The 17076-nt window shown below is 69.3% G+C and carries 20 protein-coding genes; 4 read left to right on the forward strand and 16 right to left on the reverse strand.

Annotated elements, in window-relative coordinates:
• Positions 1-22 precede the first annotated feature (22 nt).
• The 14 genes from ACWEN0_RS37765 to ACWEN0_RS37830 all read right to left on the reverse strand — a co-directional run bounded on the left by ACWEN0_RS37765 (position 23) and on the right by ACWEN0_RS37830 (position 12465).
• Complete coding sequence (locus ACWEN0_RS37765; RefSeq protein WP_451984613.1) at positions 23-280, reverse strand: hypothetical protein; 258 nt, start codon at positions 278-280, stop codon at positions 23-25.
• Positions 281-1078: 798 nt separating this feature from the next.
• On the reverse strand, positions 1079-3406 hold the full coding sequence (locus tag ACWEN0_RS37770) for a BTAD domain-containing putative transcriptional regulator (RefSeq protein WP_451984615.1): 2328 nt from the start codon (positions 3404-3406) through the stop codon (positions 1079-1081).
• Positions 3407-3526: 120 nt separating this feature from the next.
• On the reverse strand, positions 3527-3922 hold the full coding sequence (locus ACWEN0_RS37775; RefSeq protein WP_410630952.1) for a hypothetical protein: 396 nt from the start codon (positions 3920-3922) through the stop codon (positions 3527-3529).
• Positions 3923-3940: 18 nt separating this feature from the next.
• Complete coding sequence (locus ACWEN0_RS37780) at positions 3941-4375, reverse strand: pilus assembly protein TadG-related protein (RefSeq protein WP_410630951.1); 435 nt, start codon at positions 4373-4375, stop codon at positions 3941-3943.
• Positions 4375-4833: a TadE/TadG family type IV pilus assembly protein gene (locus tag ACWEN0_RS37785; RefSeq protein ID WP_451984617.1), complete on the reverse strand. Its 459-nt coding sequence runs from the start codon at positions 4831-4833 to the stop codon at positions 4375-4377. The genes ACWEN0_RS37780 and ACWEN0_RS37785 overlap by 1 nt, the downstream gene beginning before the upstream one ends.
• The gene (locus ACWEN0_RS37790) at positions 4830-5801 is read right to left on the reverse strand and encodes a hypothetical protein (RefSeq protein ID WP_451984619.1); all 972 of its coding nucleotides are present in this window, start codon (positions 5799-5801) and stop codon (positions 4830-4832) included. The genes ACWEN0_RS37785 and ACWEN0_RS37790 overlap by 4 nt, the downstream gene beginning before the upstream one ends.
• Positions 5722-6105 (reverse strand): TadE/TadG family type IV pilus assembly protein, encoded by a 384-nt coding sequence (locus ACWEN0_RS37795; RefSeq protein WP_410630948.1) that lies wholly within the window; start codon positions 6103-6105, stop codon positions 5722-5724. Before ACWEN0_RS37795 ends, ACWEN0_RS37790 begins: the two co-directional genes overlap by 80 nt.
• 1 nt (position 6106) lies before the next feature.
• Positions 6107-6301 (reverse strand): hypothetical protein, encoded by a 195-nt coding sequence (locus ACWEN0_RS37800; protein ID WP_410630947.1) that lies wholly within the window; start codon positions 6299-6301, stop codon positions 6107-6109.
• Between the two features lie 18 nt (positions 6302-6319).
• The gene (locus ACWEN0_RS37805; protein ID WP_451984621.1) at positions 6320-7207 is read right to left on the reverse strand and encodes a secretion system protein; all 888 of its coding nucleotides are present in this window, start codon (positions 7205-7207) and stop codon (positions 6320-6322) included.
• Positions 7204-7866 (reverse strand): type II secretion system F family protein, encoded by a 663-nt coding sequence (locus ACWEN0_RS37810; RefSeq protein ID WP_451984623.1) that lies wholly within the window; start codon positions 7864-7866, stop codon positions 7204-7206. The genes ACWEN0_RS37805 and ACWEN0_RS37810 overlap by 4 nt, the downstream gene beginning before the upstream one ends.
• 233 nt (positions 7867-8099) lie before the next feature.
• Entirely contained in the window at positions 8100-9461 is a 1362-nt protein-coding gene (locus tag ACWEN0_RS37815) for a CpaF family protein (protein WP_451984625.1), read from the reverse strand.
• Positions 9458-10285, reverse strand: a complete 828-nt coding sequence (locus ACWEN0_RS37820; RefSeq protein ID WP_451984627.1) for a hypothetical protein — start codon at positions 10283-10285, stop codon at positions 9458-9460. Before ACWEN0_RS37820 ends, ACWEN0_RS37815 begins: the two co-directional genes overlap by 4 nt.
• Complete coding sequence (locus ACWEN0_RS37825; protein ID WP_451984629.1) at positions 10285-10986, reverse strand: hypothetical protein; 702 nt, start codon at positions 10984-10986, stop codon at positions 10285-10287. The genes ACWEN0_RS37820 and ACWEN0_RS37825 overlap by 1 nt, the downstream gene beginning before the upstream one ends.
• Positions 10987-12033: 1047 nt before the next feature.
• Positions 12034-12465, reverse strand: a complete 432-nt coding sequence (locus tag ACWEN0_RS37830; RefSeq protein ID WP_451984631.1) for a hypothetical protein — start codon at positions 12463-12465, stop codon at positions 12034-12036.
• Position 12466: 1 nt separating this feature from the next.
• Here ACWEN0_RS37830 and ACWEN0_RS37835 point away from each other — a divergent pair, with 1 nt between their 5' ends.
• Positions 12467-12685 carry a hypothetical protein gene (locus tag ACWEN0_RS37835; protein WP_451984633.1) on the forward strand — a complete coding sequence of 73 codons (219 nt, stop codon included), beginning with the start codon at positions 12467-12469 and terminating at the stop codon, positions 12683-12685.
• An 87-nt stretch (positions 12686-12772) separates the two neighbouring features.
• Here the strand turns inward: ACWEN0_RS37835 and ACWEN0_RS37840 are convergent, their stop codons facing one another.
• The gene (locus ACWEN0_RS37840; RefSeq protein WP_451984635.1) at positions 12773-13111 is read right to left on the reverse strand and encodes a DUF6355 family natural product biosynthesis protein; all 339 of its coding nucleotides are present in this window, start codon (positions 13109-13111) and stop codon (positions 12773-12775) included.
• Between the two features lie 238 nt (positions 13112-13349).
• On the opposite strand from ACWEN0_RS37840, the gene ACWEN0_RS37845 reads away from it, so the two are divergent.
• A complete protein-coding gene (locus ACWEN0_RS37845; protein WP_451984637.1) occupies positions 13350-13772 on the forward strand; it encodes a hypothetical protein in 423 nt (140 codons plus the stop codon).
• Complete coding sequence (locus ACWEN0_RS37850) at positions 13769-14098, forward strand: hypothetical protein (protein WP_451984639.1); 330 nt, start codon at positions 13769-13771, stop codon at positions 14096-14098. Before ACWEN0_RS37845 ends, ACWEN0_RS37850 begins: the two co-directional genes overlap by 4 nt.
• 9 nt (positions 14099-14107) lie before the next feature.
• Here the strand turns inward: ACWEN0_RS37850 and ACWEN0_RS37855 are convergent, their stop codons facing one another.
• Positions 14108-16381: a tetratricopeptide repeat protein gene (locus ACWEN0_RS37855; protein WP_451984641.1), complete on the reverse strand. Its 2274-nt coding sequence runs from the start codon at positions 16379-16381 to the stop codon at positions 14108-14110.
• A gap of 235 nt (positions 16382-16616) precedes the next feature.
• On the opposite strand from ACWEN0_RS37855, the gene ACWEN0_RS37860 reads away from it, so the two are divergent.
• The gene (locus ACWEN0_RS37860; RefSeq protein WP_451984643.1) at positions 16617-17024 is read left to right on the forward strand and encodes a helix-turn-helix domain-containing protein; all 408 of its coding nucleotides are present in this window, start codon (positions 16617-16619) and stop codon (positions 17022-17024) included.
• Positions 17025-17076 lie beyond the last annotated feature (52 nt).

A 17076-nucleotide genomic window follows, 5' to 3' on the forward strand; every position in this document is an offset into this window, starting at 1 on the left:
GCGGGCGGGTGGCTTGACGCAATCAGCGCGGCAGTGGGGTCGCGTAGCAAAACACGTCGTCGGTGCCGTCAGGGCACAACGCGAACACGTCGTGGTAACCCATTTCCCGGAGCGCGGCGGCTTGCGCGTATCCACCGCAACGGCGGCACGTGCGGGTCCGGGCGCCGTCCGGACCGTGAACGGTGATTTTCCGGCCGTCCATCGTGACCCGGTAGGCCAGTTCGGCGACACCCTCACCGTTGCGGCTGACAATGGGACCGGTTCCCGGGTCGTTGGACATGAGGTTCCCCGTTTCATTGACGGCGCCCGCCCCGGGCGGCCGTTGGATTTGTTTCCGGATTTTCCGGTGACACGACAAACGTAACTCGACAAACCAGCGCCGCACAATAGGTTTTCGCACCCCGTTCAGGTGACACATTTGACACCATTCAAGGAATAGAAGGCAATTACCAGCGGAATGCATTAACACAGGCCGGCGGACATCTCGGCGGTCAACAACGCTTCCGCACAGATAGGCGAATGTGCATTCCTCTTGCAATGAACCAGATAGGAAGGCACCCATCGGCACAAGGCGAGATAACCATCGAAGTAGAGCCACGGGCACATGAACACGTGAGCCTGGCAGACAAGACGGGCCCGATGTGCTTACCTGCTTGTCGCCAAGCGAGTCTGGGATATCAGCGGATCCCTCAGCAGAGCCTCTGACCTGCACGTATGCGCACCCACGGAGGATCCACCTTAGGCGGCCCGCAGAGCGGCAGGGCGATCGGCGGGTGCACGGGAACCCCCGGCGGCAGCCCGGTGAAGACGGGCCCCCCAAGCCGATGAACTCCCGAGGTGCCGGCAGCACAACACCATGCACACACCAGGAAAGAGCACCAAGACACCGGTGGCGAACCCACGAATTGCAACGACTTCGAACGAAAGCACCACGAGGCTTTTCTTGTGCGACGACGATCAGCACGTCGACACTAACATCCGTCTCTGCGAATCAGCCATTTCAGCATCGAGGTATTTCGAAGGCGCCGACACGCGCTGAGGCAGCAAGCCTTCTCGATAACCCGGTGTCATCGCGGGATCAGGGTGCAGCAGGTGCGATCCCGACGTGAAATTGTCGGAGGCGCTCGGCGAGCTCGACTGTCGCGGGTGTCGGAGTCTCGTCGATCTCAGCGAGGCGCGCTTCGAGCAAGCGCAGCGTTCTGGGGATCGCGTCGTGCCGGCCGAGGTTGTGTTCGAGGCGCATGATGTCGCGGTAGAGCAGCTCGTTGTGCGGGTCGAAGTCCCGCGCCGATTCGAGTAGCTCCAAGGTGGCCTCGGGATCATTCTGGACCTGTGCGCGAGCAAGTGCTGCAACGGCGTCGAGGGCGTCGCGGCGGACTCCCTCGCGCAGCGCGGTCAGCCATTCGGCCTCGACGCCGGCCGCCAGCTCGCCGCCGTAGCTGGAGACGATCGCGGCGTTGGCAGCGGCTCGCTGCTCGTCTTCGGTCGTAGCGCGGCGGCGAGCGAGCGCTTCGGCGAAGGACCAGTAGTCGACCTCGGCGACAGCGGGGTCGAGGCGATACCGGCCGTGCTGGGCGATCACGAGGTCGCCGATCTCGGGTGAGGTCGCTTTGTGGATGGTCCCGCGAAGGCGCGAAAGGACGGTGCGCAGCACCGCGGCCGGGTCCTGCGCTGGGCGATTGGCCCACAGGCTGTCGATGATCGCGGCCCGTGGAACTCCCTGTGAATGAAGGGCGAGGTAAAGCAGGAGCTCCCACAGCCGTTGCGACACGCTGCCCGTGATCTCGACGACGTGGTCCGGGCGGCTGGCGTCCGGTCGCCACAGCAACCTCGGCGGCCCGAAGACCGACAGCACCAGCGGTGCCGCGAGATGCCGAGCGTCGACCGCAAGCACTACGCCCGGTTCAGCCACTGATTCTGGTGGTTCGGGGGCCGGCGGACCGGCGATCTCCAACCCATGCGTCAGCTCGAGCACAGAGTCGTCCGGAGCCCGATGTCCAGCGTCGAAGAGAGCGAACAGTTCGCGGGTCGCGGATTCGGGAAGGGAGAAGGCTCGCCTGCCGCGAAGTCCCTCTCCGGGGCCGGGTGAGGTCGCGGTGATGACCCCCGCGGCATCGACGTAGGCAGTGACGCCGGAGCGCCACTGCCCGAGCAGCAGTACGGTCGTCTTGGCGCCAGCTTCGGCGAGGATGCGCTGCACACCGGTGTGGTCGGGTTCGCCAACTGGTGCACCGGCCACGAGGATCAGGTGGTTGCCCGCAGCGCTCCCGAGGTGTGCGAGCGCTGCAGCGAGGTCGTCGGCAGCGTGGACGCATTCCGGCAACTCGGCGCCGGGTTCCGGGAAGCCGAACAGGTCGCGCAAGTCCGCGGCCGGCGCGGCGACTTGCGCTTGGCCGGTGGATGTCATGGCCGTGAGCAGCAGCGCGCGGGCCGCGGCGTGGCTGCCGGGGCCGACCAGTCCGAGGCCGTGCGTCGCCGCGGCGTTCAGCGCCAGCTCTGCGGCTGCCTCGTCGCCGGGCTCGCCCAGCTCGATCCCCGTATCGGGTTCGTCGTTCAGCTCGTCGGGTCCGCTTTGGGCACGCCGGTGTGCCCGGTCCAGCTCGGAGACGACTGGGGCGACGGGTAGCTCGTCGCGTCGGCCGCTGCCGGGTCGGTAGCCGGCGCGGTGGCGTCGTCTGGCTACGAGCAGCGCCGCGCTGATCGCGCCTGCCAGGCCCAGCCCAACGTAGACGCCGGGCTCCCATGACGAGCCCGAGCTCGGAGTACCGGCGGACGGTGCCGCCGGGCTCGGCGGGGAGACAGCCGCGGGCTCCGCTGGTGGCGACCGCCGCTCCGGTGGTCGGGGATCGACGGGCCTGGTCACCGACGGGAGGTGGATCCGATCGCCTGGGTGGACCAGGCTGGGCGACGTCAACGTACGACCACCGGGCTGGCGGCTCCCGGTGTTCAGGCGCCAGATCTCCGGCCACCGATCACCGTCGCCTATGCGGCGTTGCGCGATCCGATACAGCGAATCGTGGACGCCGTCGTGGGGTGGACGCACCAGCTCGACGTCCTCGGGCGACGGCGGGGTGGCCGAGGAGGCCGTGTCGGCCGGGACCGTGCTGTTTCCGCTGGGCGCGGCGAGGGCAGTGCGGCTGACGCACGAGACGATGACAGCGGCGATGAGTGCCACGGCAACCCGACGGAGCGGACCACCACGCCGAATGAGATCCGGATTGCCGACGGCGAGGACGAGATCCCGCACGCACCCGAACAGCTCGACAAGGAACGCGCCCCACAGCAGCCACGCGCCGCAAGCGAGCCCGTTGAGCAGCAGGCCTGTCGACGGCGCGGCCGTTAGTACCTTGCCGAGTTCCGCCGTGGTGGGCAGGTGATCCGGGAGAGGCCAGCCGATGAACCGCACTAGTACCCAAGGCAGCCCGGCGCACAACCCGGTCAGCAACGCGAGCGCTACTCCGGCCTGCGCTAGCCGTCCCACGCCGAGGACGAGTGCGTGACGAGCGAGCACGACAGCGTCCGTGGCTCAGGTTCGCTGGCCGTGGACAGCTGGGGGCTGCATTCCGGGCGCCGGCGGACCTGACCGAGGTTCCAGCGGAGTGGTCGCGGGCTGGGTTTCCGGTTTCGGTCGGCGGCTGCCGGGTGGCCGACCGCGGCGAGCGCGGGGTTTGCCGGCGGTGAGCCACCCGGTGAGGTCGGCGGCCGGGACGTCGGTGAACTCGGCCAGCTCGTCGACGCCGATGACGTCCGCCGCCGCGGCGAGCACGGTGCCGAGCGTGCGTTCGACCTCCGACAGCTCTTCGGCCAGCGCGGCTCGCCGGCGTGCGAGCTCCCCGACCTCGCGGGCTGCTGCCGTCCTCCTGGCGCTCTTCTCCGCGTCGGCCTTCTCGACGCGCCGTTCGATCTCGTCGGTCGTGATCATGGCTTCTTCCTCCGGTGTTCAGGGCTCGAGCGCGATGACGCCACGCTGGGGATGGGCGGTGCCGCTGCCGTGGGCGCCGATCGCCTGGATGCCGATGAGCGACAGCAGCTGAGTGCGCTGGCTAGTCATGACGGTGACGGTCACGGCGTCGAGGGTGGCGGTCACCGTGCCGGTCGCGCTGACCGCGGCGAGGTACCGGCGGGCCAGCGCGTCGGCGTTCGCCGGTACCAGCCGGAGTGCTCCGGTTTCCCGGTACGCGGCGAGGTCGATCGCTTGCGCGCCGGCGCGTGCAGCGGACTCGGCCTGGCCGGTAGCGCGGACTTTGGCGGCGAGCGCGAGGCCGCCGTCGAGCCCGAGGCCCGCCAAAGCCAGCAAGCCGGCCATCAGCACGACAACGAACGCCGAGACCTGGCCCCTGTCGGCTCGCCACCACGCCGCGGTGCGGGCGTCCATCACGCGCCTCCGACCGTGGGCTGGGAGCGGTAGGTGTCGATGACTTCGCTCGCGGTGGCGCTGAGGGCCCGGGATCCGGGCACGCCGAGCAGCAGGGCCTGGCCGAAGTCGACGGTGCAGCGGACGCTGACGACAACGGTGCTGCCCGGGATCGAGGACGTCCTCGTGCTGACGGCGGCGTCGCGGCAGACCGGCCCGGCGTGCGCAAGCGCCGAGGTGGCGGTCGCTTCTGCGGCAGCCGCGGCGGCTGCGGGCGTGCGCTGCAGGCTCGCGGCGCGCGCCGCCTGGTGGGCAGTGTCATCGAGCCGGAGTTTCGCGTCGACGCCGCGGTGGACCACCACGGCGACGAACACCAGCAGCATGACCACGACCGGAGCGATCAGGACCGCTTCGACGGTCACCGACCCGCGCTCGGCAAGCCACCAGCTCCCTGCCCGGCCGCGCCGGATAGCGTTCACCGGACCGGCTCCGCCGGCGAGCGTTCCCACGGGAACGGGCCGGCTCCGGTCAGGTCCCGGGCCGCGGTCACGAAGGCGAAGACCGACCTCGGCAGCTCCGCGGCGATGTCGACCACCGGACGGATCGACACGGCCTCCAGCTCGGCGCAGATCGCGGTGGTGTGGTCGAGCAGCTCGGCGCGCCGAAGCTTGGCTTCCCATTCCCGCGCGAGCGTGACGCACCCCTGCAGGTGGAAGACCAGGTCGTCGAGCAGCGCGTCGAACTCCGCGATCGCCGCCGCAATCGTGGCCGCGAGGTCGCTCTCCCCCGCTGTCGCGACCCGCGCGGCATGCCGGCGAGCAGCGTCCGTCGCGAGCAGGCGGGTCAGCGCCTCCCAGACGATCTGGTGGACTCGCCCGGGCAGCTCGGGGTCGAACCAGTCGCGTGCCGATGTGTCGTGCAGCTCGCCGGTGAGGTCGGCCAGGAGTCCTGCGGTTCGGAAAGCGGCCTGGTCCAGGTTGGCGAAGTCGCGGCTCCGGAGAAAGAACTCTCCGGGCGTTCGTTCCAACCGGCAACGTCGGGGCTTGTGCTGGTGCTCGCTGGCCAGACCGGCCGCGGTGATCAAGGCATCCAGCAGCCCGCTCAACACGAGCACGATGGCCCCGCCGTTCATCAGCGCGCCCAAGAGGGTTTCGCCGCGTCCGGTGCCCAGCACGAAGGAGAAGACGAGCAGCCCTGCTCCGCAGCGGATCGAGAGGACTCGCACCAGAAACGTACGAAGCACCTCCGTCCGCCAGCGTTTCGTTGTGAGGGCTGGGTTCCACAGCATCGTGTCCGATCCGTCGACGAAATCTCCGACGGTCACCGGCTCCGGCTTTTCCAGCAATGGCATGATTTCTCCCCTTCGATCAGGCGTCGGGAACGAACCTTTCGACCGCGCCTGTGGTTTCGGCGTGCACGTGCAGGTGCAGGCCGGGCAGAACAGCAACGACCTCGCCTTGCACACTCGCCGACGCCGAGGTCGCGGTCCGCTCGACGTCCACGTGCGACGACCGGAGCGGACCGTTCGCGAGGTCGTCGATGAGCCGCTGGGCGGCGGCGTGGCCGGCAGTGGCGGTGCCGTCCTGGGAACGCGCGGTGGCCAGCCCGGCGGCCGCGGCCGCCTGCGCGACGTGGGTCGCGTGCGACCAAAGGGCGAACTGGACGATCGCCAGCAACGCCAGCAGCAGCAACGGCGTGGCGATCACCAGCTCGGCGGTGGCGGCCCCTCGGTCAGCCGAATCAGACCGCATGTCAGCCGCCGAGGTCGATGCTGTTGGCCTTCGCGGTGAGCTTGGCGGCGATGATGGCGATCAGCGCGATGGCGAGCACCGCCATGAGCGCGGTGACGATGACCGTGGTGGTGATCTCGCCGCGGCTGCTGTCTTTGCGCAGCAGAAGAATCCTTACGGTGAAGAGGTTCCAGAGGGTTCGGCAGTGGGTCAGCATGGTGTCTCCTGTGGACGGTCAGAGTCCGTTGAGGACCTGGGTGACGGCCGGGTAGGCGATGAATCCAAGGAAGCCGAGGAACAGCAGGGTGACCGGCAGGGCCATGCGCTCGGTCGCGGCTTGGGCATCGGCCTCGGCGTCGGCGACCAAGTGGGTGCGTACCGCAGCGGCTTTCGCTGCGAGGGAAGCCCGGACCTTGGCGCCTTCAGTGCCGGCGAGGGAGATGGACGCCGCCAGCTCGGCGAGTTCGGCGATGTCCAGTTCTTCCCCGAGCCGGCGCAACGTCGACCATGGTGCGCTGCGGGTCAGCTGGGCGGCGTCGAGGGCGCGGCGCAGCTGGCCGAAGGCGCCGCCGCGCCCGACGTCCGCGGCTGCCAGGAGTGCCGCCTCGACACCGGAGCCGCCGGCGAGGCTGATCCAGACGAGGTCCAGGAAAGCGGAGAGCGCGGCGCGGAACTCTGCACGTGCACGCGCGGCTTTCGCGCGGACGTCGAGGTCGGGGACGATGAACCCGGCTGCCGCGAGCACGAGGGCGAGTACCAGCGGTACCTCGAAGCCGAGCGGCACGTCGACGACAGCGAGCAGACCTTTCAGCAGGAGAGGAGCCAGCAGACCGGCGCAGGCCAGCAGTGCCTTCATGGCCAGGTGGGTGTCGGTGCCGCGGCCCACGACACGGAGATCCGGGCCCAGCCGACCACCAGGCAAGCCGAGGGCGCGCAAGCTGGGAATGACGGGCCGGGCCAGTGCGGTGGCCCACGACGTTTCGGCCACCCCGGCGATCGGGCCGACGTCGTCCTTCGGGCCGGCGAATCGGCCACGAAGCGCGGCCTGCGGCGGGATCGCCCAGATCATGATGGACCAGAGACCGATGCCCGTTCCGAGGCCGAAGAGGATCGCGACAGTCATGCTCGCCCACCCGCCCACGCCGCCGCAGCTGCGGCAGTCGGCTCGGGCTCGGGCGGGTCGCCCAGCGAGAGCACCCTGGCAACCGGATGGCCGGCGGCGATCCGGGTCAGCCAGCCGAACCCGCTGCCGAACAACACACCGACGGCGAGTAGGACAGCTTGGCCGAGCGGGCTGTCGTAGGCGATGAGGTACTCGCGGTTGAGCACCACGACACCGATGGCGAACGCGATCGTGGTGGCGACGACGACCCGGACGGACGTTCGGGTCCGGGCGCGGCCGGTTTCGACCCGCATCCGCATCGCCGCCTGCGCCCGCGCGGTCTCCGCCAGCGAGCCGAGCAGCTCGCCGAGCTGGCGAGCGTGGTGTTCGGCCGCCAGGACCAGCGAGGCGATGACCAGGTCTGCGGTCGGATCGGCCAGCTCGTCGGCCAGGCGCCGCAGCGCGGGGGCGAGCCGTTGTCCGCTTCGCAGCCGCGCCGCGAGGCGGCCGACGTCCTCGCGGATCGCCGTGGGTGCGAGCGGCGCGGTCGCGAGGATCGCCTGCTCGAGCCCGGCCGCGGCCGAAAGGATGTCGCGCAGCATCTCCGTCCACGACGCCACGGCCTCGATCCGCGCAACCCGGCGGACGTGCGCACGGTCGGGCCCGACCAACGCAGGCAAGAACCACACGGCGGCCGCCGCAAGCACTCCCCCGACTATCCAGCCGGTCGCCGCGCCAGCCACCGAGCCGGCGCCGAGTGCTACGCCCAACCGGAGCGGGCGCGTTCGATCGGTTCGCCGCCGCACGTTCCGGAAAGCAAGTACCCGAGCCGGTGGTCGACGGAATCCGACGATGACGAGCAGCAGACCCGCGGCGGTACCGAGTCCCGCAGTACAACCGATGAGAGCGCTGGTCACCTCGCCCACCACCCCTCTGGCGCGGCCAGAAGACCCGGGTCGAATCCGGCGTCGACCAGGTCGTCGAGCGTGTCGGCGCGCAGCGCGCCGCCAACCGGACGCGCACGCAGGTCGGGGCCCGGGCGGTAGACCTCGTTGGAGACGACGGTTCCGCCGTCGGCATCGACGACCTCGCGGATCGAGGAGACGACCCGGGTCGTGCGGTCGGCGGCCTTGGCCAGGTGTACGACGAAGTGCACGCTGGACGCGACCAGCAGGGCCGTGGCTTCCAGCGAGAGCCGTTCAGCGCCCTGGGCGGCGTAGGACGCCAGCCGGGTGAAGGCGATCTTGGAGCTGCTCGCGTGCAACGTGGCCATCGAGCCGTCGTTGCCCTGGGACATCGCGTTGCACATCGGGATGACCTCGGGCCCACGGATCTCGCCGACGATCACGCGGTCCGGAGACATCCGCAGGCCCCAGCGGACGAGCTCGGCCTGGCTGATCGCGCCCACGCCTTCGACGTTGGCTTCCCGGGCCTGCAGCGCGGTGACGTCCGCGTGCAGCTCGTGGTCGAGCCCGAGGCCGAGTTCGAAGGCGTCTTCGACGGTGACGATGCGTTCGAGCGGGTCCATCTCCGCCGCCATCGCGCGGAGCAGGGTCGTCTTGCCGAAGCCGGCGCCGCCGGTGATCAGGATGTTCTTCCGGGCGCGGACGAGAGCGCGCAGGAATCGCTCGAGGCCGACGTCGAGGGTGCCGCGCCGACGCAGCTCGGTGAGGCTGGTGGTCAGGAAGCCGTGCCGACGGATCGAGCACGCCGTCACCCCGTCGGCGGTGAGCCCGAGCACCGCGAAGAGGCGCTCGCCGCCGGGCAGCTGGAGGTTCAGCGCCGGCGAGCCGCGGTCGAAGCGCCGCTCTTCCGACGACGCCCTGGCCGCGAGCGTCCGGACCAAGTCGGTCAGCTCGTCGTTCGAGGCCGCGACCGGTGCGACCTGGGCCCGCGAGCCGTCCGCGTACTGGACGAAGACGCGGTCGAAGCGGTTGACGTTGATCGTCTCGACCTTCGGATCCGCCAGCAGCGGCTGCAGCCCGCCCAGCCCGAACACCTCGTCCAGCACCGTCTCGACGAGTTGTTCTTCGGCACCCGGAGAGAGCAGCACCCGACCTGCCTGCAGCTCGGCCTCGCTGTGGGCGGCCACGGCACCGCGGAGGACGTCGCGAGCCCACTCACGGCGCCGCGCCGGGGTCAGGGGCTCCGCGGCGGTAACGGTCCGGCTCGGCAGCTCGTCGGCGAGGGTGCGCCTGAGGAACTCGCGCAGGCGTACCTGGGGACCGGAGTCGGCTTCCGGGTCGGGTCGTCGGTGTTCGTCGAGCACGGTCATGACCGGACGTCCTTCCCCAGGGCAGGTGGGCGCAGAACACGAACGCCGGAAGCCGCGGTGGGCTGGGCAGGTACGCCTGGCACCTGCTGAACGGCATCCAGCTCCGGCGGGGACGGTTCGCGAGAAGGCCCAGCGGCGAGGGCCTGGGCAACGACGCTCGCGACCCGGACGAGCCCACCGGCTCGGCGGCGATGAGGCGCTGCTCGCCCGGTGTAGTTCGCGGCCCCGCTCGGATCGTCGGGAATCCTCGCCATGACAGGGATGCCTAGCTCGCGCTCGACCGCGTTGGTCGCGTGCCCGCCGCCGGCGAGCACCAAGCACGCGCGAGCTGCGATCCGGCCGAGACCGTGGACCCGGGTGGCGAGGTGGGCAAGCTCGTCGCTGTGCGACCCGGAGATCACCAGCAGGACGTCCGCGTGACGGATCACCGCCTCGGTGGGCGAACCGGGGTCCAGCCGCCCGCAGTCGGCGAACACCGCCACGGCCGGACGGTGGGCGAAGAGCGGTGAGGTCGCGGAGGTCAGGGTGCCCAACGCGGCACGCGCTTGGTGCGCGCCTGACGGTCCCGCCATCACCTGGATGCCACTGGGAAGCGGCTGGGTGTGGTTCCAGACGACGTCCTGATCCACCGGCTGCCGGGCGGCCGCCGCGAGGCTGAGCAGGCCCGGCGATGCGGCCAGGCCGAATCGTTGCGCGAGGTCACTGCCTGCGGGATCGCATTCGACAACCACCCGACGGGCGCCCGCCGGCCAGCTCGCGGCCAAGGCGACGGCGAAAGTGGTGACGCCCGGCGAGCCCTTCACGCTGGTGAGGGCGATCAGCATCAGCGCTCACCGCCCGCGAGCATGACCAGCGACACCTGGCCGACGGGGACCCGCGCGAGCGCAAGCGCGGCGTCGCCCACGAGCTGCAGCGAGATCACCGTGGTCTGGTCGGTCTCCGCCTTGGCCAGCCCGGTCACCGTGGCCGTCCACATCTGCCCGCTCGCCTGGGCGGGCGCCGACACGGCGGTCGAGGGCGGCGCGGTGACCGCGACGAGGACCGATGTCCCGGGCGTGGTTTCCAGCGGGAACTGCCCCGGCTTCAGCGCGACTGCCACGATGGCGTGCCCGGCGGCCGGGACCGATGCCGGGCCGACGCTGCCCGGGGTGAGCAACGCTCCCGGGCTGAGGCTCGTCGCCATCCGCCGCCCGAGCACCGCGGTCGCCTGCTCCACCGGGACTATCGCGACGGCGTCGGCCGGTGAAATCCCGACCTCACGAACGTCCGCTCGTTCGAGGACGTGCCCGACACTCACCGGCCGAGCGACCGCCAGTACCGTGACGCGGCCCTGCGCGCTGGTGGTCCACCACAACGCGCCACCGACGCACACCAGCACGAGCAGGACGCCGACGAGCAGGTGCGGCAGCCGACGTCCGGTTCGTCGACCGGTCGGTACTGCTGCCGGCTCGCCTTTCTTCCCCAGCCACGAAACGGAACCGGCGTCGGTTCCCGTATCGCGCTCACCGGTACGGATGCTGGTCACGAGATGCCTCCAGGCATGGTTCGGCCGCGCCGCGTGCCTCACGGAAGCTGGCGCACAGCGGAGATGGGAATGTGCGAGACGGCTGTCGAAAGCCAGTTGGTCAGCGGAGCCCGGTGCCGAGCGCTTGGATCTCGGCGACGCGGAACGCTGCCGCCGCTGAGGTCGTCAGGCCGGGGAACGTGCCGCTCGCCCCGGCTCCGGACCAGGTGACCGTCCAGTGGATCGTCGCGCCTACCGAAAAGCGTTGGTCCGGGGCCGTCGCCGACGACCGGCGATAGGTGTGACCGCAATCCGGAGAAGGTGCTGAGGCGTCTCCGCCGGTTGTGAACGGCGTTCCCGGGCCCTGGCAGCTCACGGTCCCACCGTCGCCCGTCACCCAGGAAACGGACTGCGGCGTCGCGACCGCCGTCACCGAAACCCCGGGAACGGCCGCCGTCGCCTGCCTCACTCCCCAGCTACCGCGGTCGAGCCACAGCCACGTCGGCAGGTTCACCAGCTTGTCGCCGGCCGGGTTCGCCTCGATAATCGGAGCGGGCAAGCGCAGCCGAGCGCGAGCTTGCTCGGCCAGCTCTTGCGGAGAGGGCAAGGCTGCCTCAGCAGGAGCCACCCCGTCGGGGAGCCAGATCGGCGCTCGGTACAGGCCATCACGAAAACCCGGGCCGGTACACCGATAGACGTACCAGCCTCCACCGGGCTGCGGCTGTCCACTGCGGACCGAGGCCGTCCGATGCATCACCGTTTGCACGCCATTCGTCGGCGGCTGATAGCCGCTGCGGACGTACGAGCAGTTCGCCGACGTGTCGTCACCGCCGATGATGCTGTCGCCTGTCGGTGGCTCTTGCCCGGGACCTGGGCGCGGTGCCGCGGGCCTGTCCGGCGGCCCGGGTGGCGGTGGCTTCGAACCACCTCCGCGGCCGGCACCCAGTTCGCACGAGGGGTTTCCGTTCTGTCCACAGTGCACATCTCCCCAGCCGTCGCCCGCCAGAGCGGCGGGCGTCACGGCCAAGAGCAATCCGAACGCGACCGCGGAAGAGGCCGCGCACCTCGTCACCCGGCGCATGATCCGACCTCGTGTACGGCGAAGGTCGTGACCTTCCAGGAGCCGTCGATCGCCTTCTTGACGAGAGCTTCGATCCGCCGCTGGCCTCCGGGGCCGTCGTCGGCGAGCTGCCCGTTGTCGGCGCGGTACTTCAGCCAGCTCGTGGAGTCACCGCAGTCGGCGATCGTCACGGACGTCGGCTCGGCTGGCGGGTCCGCGGCCTGGACGCGCGGGTGGTTCACCGGGCGGCCTTTGGTGACCAAGCCGTTGTAGTGATCGGCGTAAAGGCTGCGCGAGATGGTCTGCAGCGCTTCCGAAGTGGCGTTCTGCGCGAGCTTCGGCGATTGCCAGTCCGAGGTCGTCGCAGCATCGGCCATGTCGCTCCACATGCCGAGGTACGCCGCGGTCGCCTGTTGCTTCGCGAGGTCGCCGGGTTGCATCGTGTTCGTGGTCGCCGGCGCGGCCGACGACGTCGTGGCCCGATTCGGCTCGTTCGTGCTGCAGCCCGCGATAAGGATGACTGCCGAGCAGGCAACTGCGGCTATACGCGCGTTCATGAATCCCCTCCAGTTCAATGATCAGCTGCGCGTCCGACCCGAAGCACCGCCTCGGCGGAGGTTCACTCGTTGGAAGGACGCGCTGTTGCTCGCCAAACGTTGATGCCGGCGCGGCGGACGCCGCAGAGGGGGCAAGCGCACCCGCCGCGCCGACTGGCCGAGGACGGGGAGTCGTCCTCGAGTGCGTGGGTCAGGCCGGTCCCTCGTAGCCCGGGTAGCAGCCGACGCCGCCGTTCCACCAGGCCCCGCTGATCGCCCATCTGATCACCGGCTGCAGGTTGGTGGTCCCGGGTCCGACGCAGTAGCGGTAGAGGTTCCCCCAGATGTCTTCGACGTCCAGGTCGACTCGCGAACCGGTGCCGCCGTCGCAATGCCGGTACTCGCCCCAGCCGAGGTAGCCGCACTGCGCGCGGATCGGAACTTCGGTCGCGGCGACGGCCGGGCTCGCGGCGACCACACAGGCCGCCAACACCGAAAGCGGAACGCACGTCGCGCGGACGACCTTGGATCGCAGGTTTCGCGAAGTCATTCTTCCTCCATGGATTCGCTCGGAGCTGGCCGGAAGACCATCTGACTTGATCCACTTTGAGCGAAGATCACTTCCATGGGAATTCGTCGCGAGACACAGACTTGTGCTGATTCCACCCTGCGACAGTGCCGATCAGGTCAAGATGAAAACCGTTGGCACGAACGGACGAGAACCAGACCACCCGGAGAGACCAGCCGAATCGCGTAACAAGAGAGACCACGAAATCGACCGACTCGTCATGGCAGAACCCGACGGCTACATCTCCGTTGAACAGGTCGGGACGCTCCGGGTGCGCAGGGTCGTCCTCTGGCTGTTCACCGGCGTGCTCCTAGCGGCCTTTCCCATCTACACCGAGGTTTTCCGAGGCCTGCACAGCGGACAGGTGTCCTTCGACGCCATCTTGTCCAAGGGCGAGCAGTTCGTCATCGGTGGAGCGCTCACTTTCGGCAGCGTCAGCGAAGTCTTGGCAGCGACGATTCCACCGAAAGAGAAGAACTGGGCGATCTCCGCAGCCATGTTCGCACTCTCGGTGGGCCTGGCCAATCTACTCGCGTACGTCTTCGTACCCACGGGAGACCAGCTGATCGTCATGACGATCAGCTTCGGCGTTGCCGCGTTGCTTTCAAGCATCGTCTGCGTCCTGATGGCGGCCGGCCGATGATGGTCCAGATAATTGCCGTCATCCTCGCGAGCACGGGCGCCCTCGGCTCCGCGGCTTCGGTCGTCTGGCGCTGGATCGCACGACGCGGCAAACCCGGCGAGGTCCAGGCGCGCTTCACCGGCGCTGACGGCAAGGAACGACTACTTCTGGCCGGCGGCACTGACGACGTCGCAAATGACGCGGTAGACACCTTGGGCAGCATGCCTGCCAGAGGTGACCGAGCACAGATCTCCGATGCCGTGGACGGGCTTTTCGACCGACAAGCCAGCTTTCCTGCCATCGAAGCACGACGACCGAGGAAGGAGCTGCCCGGATCCCCGCCGTGACCGCTTCACTCAGCGACACCTTCTCATGGCGCCCGCATCGATAGACGCCAAGCGCGCACGAACGTCCACTCCCCTCGCGTCCCGAAGACCGTCGAGGATTTCAAGGCTCCGGGCGTAAGTCTCGCGTGCCCGGTCAACCTGCCCGAGCCTCTGCAGTGTCTCGGCCCGCGAGATCAGCGTCTCGGCAGCTCCCCAGCTCTGCCAGCTTCGGCCGCGAACTGCGAGAGCGTCGTCGAAATGCTTCAGCGCGGCGCGATGTTGACCGTGCCGGCTGAGCAGGACGCCGATTCGTTGATGGGCGATGCCGAGAACTGCCTTGGAACTGAACTCCTGCGCACGGTTCAGCGCGTCGAGCGCGTACTCCATCGCCGTGTTCGCGAGGCCGAGGTGGTCGCAGACCTCAGCCAGCGCGGCCCGGTTGACCGCTACGCCGACCTTGACCGCGGCGTCCGAGAACAAGCGATCGGCAAGCTCGTGGAGCTCGCGCGCTTCGGCAAACCGCTCACGGCCGGCGTACGCGAAGCCGAGGCCGTATGCGGTCCAGGCTCGGGATCGGTCGTCTCCGAGCTCGTCGTGTCGACGCAGCGCCTCCTCGAGGTGCGCGATGCCGTCGTCCGTCCGGCCGAGCTCGTACTCCACCCAGCCGAGGGCCTGCAAGCTGCGCGCGACTCCGGCGTCGCTACCGGCAGCACGTGCGGCGGCGAGCCCGTCGTGCGCCGCGACCAGCCAGGTGTTCCAGCTGCGGGTGAGCACGAAGTAGGGCAGGAAAGACGTGGGCAGCAGCCACAGGACGTCCTTTGCCCCGTACGTCCGCGCGTTCCGCGCCACCTGGAGAGCGGTGGCCACTTCTCGCTCGCACCAGGCCATCGCCGCCTCGAAGCCGCCTTCCTTGAACGACATCGGCTCGACGCCTGCCAGGTTCTCGGGCGTGATTCCGCTGTTCGCCCAGCTGGGGATCAGCGTGTTGTTCGCGTTCCACGCCGTCGCGGCATACCACCGGAGGGCGCAGTCATGGGCGCGCTCGACCTCACTCAGCCGTTCTTCGACCAGCGCGCGCTGGTGGGCGTAGGCGCGGAGCAGGTGGCTTATCCGGTACCGGCCGTCGGCCAGCGGCTCGACGAGGTGAGCCTCCGCGAGCAACCGCATGGCTTCGCCGGCGCGCTCGAGGTCCAGGTCGGTGAGCACGGCGACCGATTCGGCCCCGACGACGTTGGCCGGGCCGACCCCGAGATACCGGAACACCCTCCTTGCCATGGCGGGCAGAGCCAGGTACGAGACGTCGACAACGCCGTGGATGTTCACCGCGGGGTCGCTGGAGGTGAAGAGGTCGAGACGGGTCTTGTCCGAGCTGAGGCGGTCAGCCAGCTCGTCGAGCGTCGTCTCCCGGTGGCGCTGCAGGTGCTCGGCGGCGATGAGGACCGTCATCGGCAGGCAACCGCACTGTTCGACGACGAGTTCCGCGGCGGCCGCGCTGGCTCGCACACGAGCCTCACCCGCCCGGCGGCCGAGTAGCTCGATGGCTTGTCCGGGGCGAAGCGGCGGCAGCTCTATCGCGGTGCCACCAGTACGCGCAAGCAGACCGGATTGCCGTTCCCGGCTCGTCGCCAGCACCACGCTGCCGGCACCGGGGAGCAGCCATTCGGCTTGGCGGTAGCCGGCGACGTTGTCCAGTATCACGATCGCCGGACGTTCGGCGAGCAGCGATCGATAGCGGGCGATCCGGGTCTGCAAGCTGGACGTGCCCAGCTCGGCGGCGCTCACGCCGAGCGCCGCGAGGAATCCGTCCAGGACGTCCTCCGGTTCGGCCGGCGCGCCGGGTGCAAGGCCGCGAAGGTCCGCGAAGAGGCAGCCACCGGGAAAGCGAGCCTGCACGCTGGCCGCCCAGTGCACGGCCAGGGCCGTTTTCCCAACCCAGAACCCGCCCTCGATGACGATGGTGACGGTCGCGCCCGGCCGTCCTTGGGTGATGAGCGCGTGGTCCATCGCCTGCAGCTGTTCTTCGCGGCCGACGAAATCGGCGGCAGCCGCCGGAAGCTGGACGGGACGGGTGACCGCTCGGGAGTCGCCCCGCTGCTCCGCGGCGATCTTGTCCAGCTCGCCGTCCGCCGCCAGCACGGTGTCGAGGTCGTGCACGACGGTCGGCAGGAGGGTGCGGTGGCCGTGCAGCAGCTTGGAGAGGTAGCTCGCGCTATAGCCCGCTTTCGCGGCTACTTCTCCGAGCGTCAAGCCGCGTTCTCTCCGCTTGCGGTGCACCGCCGCCGCGAAGCTGTCGATGGTTCGCATCGCGCCTCCCCGCGCGTCGAGACGCGCCGGTGGGCACGTCGGCGTGGGCGGGGACCCGGATCTCTGCGGGACAGGTGGCAGGCACTCGATCGGGCGGTTCCTGCACAGCTCCGCGTCCAGTAACTTGGAATGATCAACTTCGACAGTACGAAAGCATGGACGCAGAGTCAAACAAATCGGACGCATTACGATCGGAATTCCAAAAAGTTGGAATTCCGATCCGGAGGGGGTGACCGTGTCCGAGCCCGTTGATCAGCCACCTGAGCCCTTCGGGCGGCTTCTCGAGCGGCTGATCAACCTCAAGAAGCACGACGACGGCCGCCCGTACACCGTGTCGGAAGTCGCCGAGGAAATCGGCATCTCGAAGAGCCAGCTGTACAACCTGATCAAGGGTGCGAACGAACCAAAGCTGCGCTTCGCCCAGGAACTCGCGGCCTACTTCGGTGTCGAGCTGGAGTACTTCGGAACCAGCGAGCGAGCCCGCGAGATCCAGGGGCAGTACGCGCTCCTCGAGCAGCTGTCCCAGCAAGGCGTCCGCGATGTCGCGTTCCGGGCAAGCGCCCTCTCCCCCGACGTCCTGTCGAGTGTCCTGGACTTCATCGACTTCCAAGCCAGCCGCGGCGAGAACCACACGTCCGGGTGACTTGCCGTCCAACCCGCCGGACACCGCGTCTGATCTGCGACGATCGTTCAGA

Source organism: Amycolatopsis sp. NPDC004378, from assembly GCF_053602455.1.